The following is a 4854-nucleotide window of genomic DNA, read 5'->3' on the forward strand; positions in this document are numbered from 1 at the left end:
GCGCCTGGACGCTGCTCAACGAGCTTTCGGCGCGCATCCCGAGTGTCCGCGAAGTGGTCGCTTCACTGTCGGGCGGCCAGCGCCAGACGGTGGCGATCGCGCGCTCGCTGCTGCTCGAACCCAAGCTCATCCTGCTCGACGAGCCGACGGCAGCGCTTGGCGTGGCGCAGACGGCGGAAGTGCTCAATTTGATCGAGCGGGTGCGCGACCGCGGCCTCGGCGTCGTCATCATCAGCCACAACATGGAAGACGTGCGCGCCGTCGCCGACCGCATCGTCGTGCTGCGGCTTGGCCGCAACAACGGCATCTTCTCGCCCGATGCCTCGAACCAGGAACTGGTCAGCGCCATCACCGGCGCCTCGAACAATTCGGTGTCGCGGCGCGCCGAGCGCAGGCAGGCCAGGCAAGACCAGACCCAGGAGCCACGCCCATGAGCCGCGAAGCCGAACAGGCCGCCCCCGTGCCGCCGCAGCTCGACCGCGCCGATGTGCGCGTCAAGCACGAGGCGGGGATCGGCGGCGCCATCCGCCGGTTCTTCGACCGGGTCCGCTCGGGCGATCTCGGCTCGCTGCCAGTGATTGTCGGGCTGGTCATCATCTGGACGGTGTTCGCCAGCATCAACCCGATCTTCCTGTCGAGCAGCAATCTGGTCAATCTGCTGTTCGATTGCTCAACCGTCGGCGTCATCGCGCTCGGCATCGTCTGCGTTCTGATGGTCGGCGAGATCGACCTGTCGGTCGGTTCGATCAGCGGCTTTGCCTCGGCCATGGTCGGCACGCTGTGGGTCAACCAGGGCTGGCCGGTGGCGCTCGCGATTCTGGCCGCTGTTGCCGTCGGCGGCTTCATCGGCGCCCTCTATGCGCTGCTGTTCAACCGGCTCGGCATGCCGAGCTTCGTCTCGACGCTGGCCGGCTTGCTGGCGGTGCTTGGCCTGCAGCTCTACATCCTCGGCTCGACCGGCTCGATCAACCTGCCCTACGGCTCGAACCTGGTGAATTTCGGCCAGTTGCTGATGATGCCCAAACTCGTCTCGTTCGCTCTGGCGGCCGTGCCGGGCATCGTCATGCTGATCACCGGCCTGCGCACCGTCGCGCGCCGCCGCGCCGCGAACCTGTCGGCGCCGTCGACCGGCGGGCTCGTCACGCGCGCGGTGGTGATTACGGTCATTCTCGAGCTCATCGTCTTCTATCTCAATCAGGCGCGCGGCATTCCGTGGATGTTCGGCCTGTTCGTCGGCCTGGTCATATCGATGCACTACGCGCTGACGCGGACCAAATGGGGCCGCTCTATGTCGGCGGTCGGCGGCAACCGCGAGGCGGCGCGGCGCGCCGGCATCAATGTGCGGCTGATCTATTCCAGCGCCTTCGTGCTGTGCTCGATGCTGGCGGCTTTCGGCGGCGTGCTGTCGGCGGCCCGCCTGGCCTCGGCCAGCCAGCAGGCCGGCACGGGCGACGTCAACCTCAACGCCATCGCAGCGGCCGTCATAGGCGGCACCAGCCTGTTCGGCGGCAGGGGCAGCGCCTATTCGGCACTGCTCGGCATCATCGTCATCCAGTCGATCGCCAGCGGCCTGACGCTGCTCGATCTGTCCTCGTCGCTTCGGTACATGATCACCGGCGCCGTGCTTGCCATCGCGGTCATCGTCGACTCGCTGGCACGCCGCTCGCGTGTCTCGCATGGCCGGGCCTGAACCCATCAACAGGAAGCAAGACATGAGCCAAGAACTGTCCGGAAAAGTTGCCGCCGTCACCGGTGCCGCGTCAGGCATCGGCCTCGAATGCGCCAGGCATATGCTGGCGGCCGGCGCCACCGTGGTGCTGGTCGACCGCGCCGAGGCGACGCTGAACAAACTGTGCGCCGAACTCGGCCCCAAAGCGATCCCGCTGGTGATCGACCTGATGCAGCCGGCAAGCGTCGCCACCATGATGCCGCAAATCCTGGAGAAGGCCGGCCAACTCGACATCTTCCATGCCAATGCCGGCGCCTATGTCGGCGGCGAGGTGGCGACCGGCGATCCCGACGTCTGGGATCGCATGCTCAACCTCAACATCAATGCCTGCTTCCGTTCGATCCAGGCGGTGCTGCCGCACATGATCGAACGCAAGACCGGCGACATCATCGTCACCAGTTCGATCGCCGGTCTGGTCCCGGTGGTCTGGGAACCGATCTACACGGCCTCCAAGCACGCCGTGCAGGCCTTCGTCCACACGGTGCGCCGGCAAGTCGCCAAGCACGGCCTGCGCGTCGGCGCCGTGGCGCCCGGCCCGGTGGTGACGGCACTGGTCGACGACTGGCCGAAGGCCAAGCTCGAAGAGGAACTCGCCGCCGGCGGCCTGATGCAGCCACGCGAGGTGGCCGAAGCGGTGATGTTCATGCTGACCCGGCCGCGCAATGTGACGATAAGGGATTTGGTGATTTTGCCGCAGAGCAATGATCTCTAGGGGGAGTAGGGGAGTAGGGCAGTAGGGCAGTAGGGCAGTAGGGCAGTAGGGCAGTAGGGCAGTAGGATTGCTCTGCCGTTCAATGCCCGGGCCCGAGCCAAGCCACCATCTCCTATTCCCGTACTGCCTTACTGCCCTACTCCCCTACTCCCCTACTGCCTTAAACCGAAGGTTTCCCCCAATGTCCCACTTCCTCGGCATCGACGTCGGCACCGGCAGCGCGCGGGCCGGGGTGTTCGACCACACGGGAACCCTGCTTGCCTCGGCCAAACGGGACATCGAGGTCTGGCGCGAGGCCGGCGACATTGTCGAGCAGTCGAGCAACGACATCTGGCGGGCGGTTTGCGCGGCCACGCGTGAAGCGGTCGCGCAATCGGGCGTGGCGCCCGAGGCGATCGCCGGCATCGGCTTCGACGCCACCTGTTCGCTGGTGGTGCTGGGCGAGGGCGGCGTGCCGCTGCCGGTAAGCAAGTCCGCCAATCCGGAACGCAACATCATCGTCTGGATGGATCATCGCGCGGTCGAGCAGACGCGCCGCATCAATCGCAGTGGCGAGGCGGTGTTGAACTACGTCGGCGGCGTCATCTCGCCGGAGATGGAAACGCCGAAACTCCTGTGGCTGGCCGAAAACCTGCCCGCCACTTTCGACGCCGCCTGGCAGTTCATGGACCTCGCCGATTTCCTCACCTGGCGGGCGACCGGCAGCCTTGCCCGTTCGGTCTGCACGGTGACCTGCAAATGGACCTATCTGGCGCATGAGAGCCGCTGGGACGAGACGTATTTCCGCAAGATCGGCCTCGGCGCGCTGGCCGACGAGGCATTCGCGCGCATCGGCACCGAGATCGTGCCGGCCGGTGCCGCACTCGGCGGCGGATTGACCGCGCAGGCAGCAGCAGACCTTGGTCTCAACCCCGGCACCGCGGTGGCGGCCGGACTGATCGACGCGCATGCCGGGGGCGTCGGCACGGTCGGCGCGCGCGGCGATTTCGGCAGCGTGCTGTCGCGCATGGCCTATGTTTTCGGCACCTCGGCCTGCACCATGTCGTCGACCGCCGAGCCGGCCTTCGTCGACGGTGTCTGGGGTCCGTATTTCTCGGCCATGGTGCCGGGCCTGTGGCTGAACGAGGGCGGCCAGTCGGCAGCTGGTGCTGCGATTGATCATCTGGTGCGCATGCATCCTGCAGCCGGCGAAGCGACCGCCAAAGCGCAAGCCGAGGGGCTCAGTCTCAGCGCCTGGCTGTCGCTGCAGGCGCAAAGCCGCAATGGAGCCGCGGCCACGCCGGCCCTGGTCGGCGGCATCCATGTCGTGCCGGAGTTCCTCGGCAACCGCGCGCCCTTCGCCGACCCGGACGCGCGCGCGCTGATCGCCGGGCTCGATCTCGACACCAGCCTCGACAGCCTGGTCGGGCTCTATGTCGCCGGGGTCTGCGGGCTGGGCTACGGCGCGCGCCAGATCGTGCAGGCCGAACATCAGAAAGGCATTGCCGTCGACACCATCGTGGTCAGTGGCGGCGCCGGCCAAAGCCCGCTGGTGCGCCAACTGCTGGCCGACACCACAGGCATGGTGGTGGTGGCCTCGACCTCGCCGGAACCGGTGCTGCTCGGCTCGGCGATGCTGGGCGCGGTCGCCGCCGGTGCCTACAAGGATGTGGCGGCGGCGATGGCCGGCATGTCGGAACTCGGCGAGGTCTATCATCCCGACGCTACGCTGGCCGGCTGGCATGCCAAACGCTTCGCGGCGTTCGAATTGCTGCAGCAGGCGGGCAAGGCCATCCGAGGCTGAAGCGCGCGGCTTCTGTCCGGCTTTGTCAGGAGCGTAGCGAACACCGCTTGGCGGTTTAGCCGGAAGCTGGCAGCTTTGTTCTGTCGTGGACCCTCCAGCAGCACGCGACGAGGGCAGGGCGACAGGACCAGGAGGCCCTAATGGTGGACGAAGCTAAACCGCCGCTACCATTCGCATCGGATGAGGTGCCGTGGACGGAATGGTCCGATGTGCCACGCTTCGGCCTGCGCTACCGGCATTTGTCGCTGGCTGCCCTTGGCGAAAAACACCGTGTCGGCGTGGCAATCGAGGAGCTTCCGGCTGGCAAGCAGTCCTCGCCGGCGCATTACCATATTTTCGAGGAAGAGCATGTCTTCATCCTCGAAGGGGCGCTTACCGCGTATGTCGGCGACGCGGCCTATGCCATGAAGTCCGGCGACTACATCTGCTTTCCCGCCGGTGCCGCGGCGGGGCATTGCCTGATCAATACCAGCGACGCACTGTGCCGCTATGTCATCGTCGGCGAGCGCAACCCGAATGAAGTGGTCGTCTACACCGCCTCCAACAAGGTGCTGGTACGCGCCCTGGGCCGCCGCGCGATCTTCGATCTCGCAGCCATCCGAACTTACTGGGACGGCGAGAACACCGGCC

Annotated in this window: 5 protein-coding genes; all 5 read left to right on the forward strand. The window is 66.6% G+C overall.

The annotated features are described in order from the left end of the window. Positions 1-434, forward strand: a 434-nt coding sequence (locus EN879_RS24465) for an ATP-binding cassette domain-containing protein (protein ID WP_127274302.1), incomplete at its 5' end; no start/stop codon positions are given. After that, complete coding sequence (locus EN879_RS24470; RefSeq protein WP_024501652.1) at positions 431-1690, forward strand: ABC transporter permease; 1260 nt, start codon at positions 431-433, stop codon at positions 1688-1690. The genes EN879_RS24465 and EN879_RS24470, both read left to right, overlap by 4 nt. A gap of 22 nt (positions 1691-1712) precedes the next feature. After that, positions 1713-2441, forward strand: coding sequence for an SDR family oxidoreductase (locus tag EN879_RS24475; protein ID WP_024501651.1), 729 nt, complete (start codon positions 1713-1715; stop codon positions 2439-2441). A gap of 181 nt (positions 2442-2622) precedes the next feature. Continuing rightward, positions 2623-4224, forward strand: a complete 1602-nt coding sequence (locus EN879_RS24480; RefSeq protein WP_063168581.1) for an FGGY-family carbohydrate kinase — start codon at positions 2623-2625, stop codon at positions 4222-4224. Between the two features lie 140 nt (positions 4225-4364). After that, positions 4365-4854 (forward strand): cupin domain-containing protein (locus EN879_RS24485; RefSeq protein WP_127274303.1); only part of this gene is annotated, 490 nt, incomplete at its 3' end.

The organism is Mesorhizobium sp. M7A.F.Ca.AU.002.02.1.1, from assembly GCF_003998535.1.
GTDB lineage: Bacteria > Pseudomonadota > Alphaproteobacteria > Rhizobiales > Rhizobiaceae > Mesorhizobium > Mesorhizobium ciceri.

Coding starts and splice junctions, on each gene's coding strand:
- EN879_RS24470 (WP_024501652.1), top strand. CDS start 431: ATGAGCCGCGAAGCCGAACAGGCCGCCCCCGTGCCGCCGCAGCTCGAC.
- EN879_RS24475 (WP_024501651.1), top strand. CDS start 1,713: ATGAGCCAAGAACTGTCCGGAAAAGTTGCCGCCGTCACCGGTGCCGCG.
- EN879_RS24480 (WP_063168581.1), top strand. CDS start 2,623: ATGTCCCACTTCCTCGGCATCGACGTCGGCACCGGCAGCGCGCGGGCC.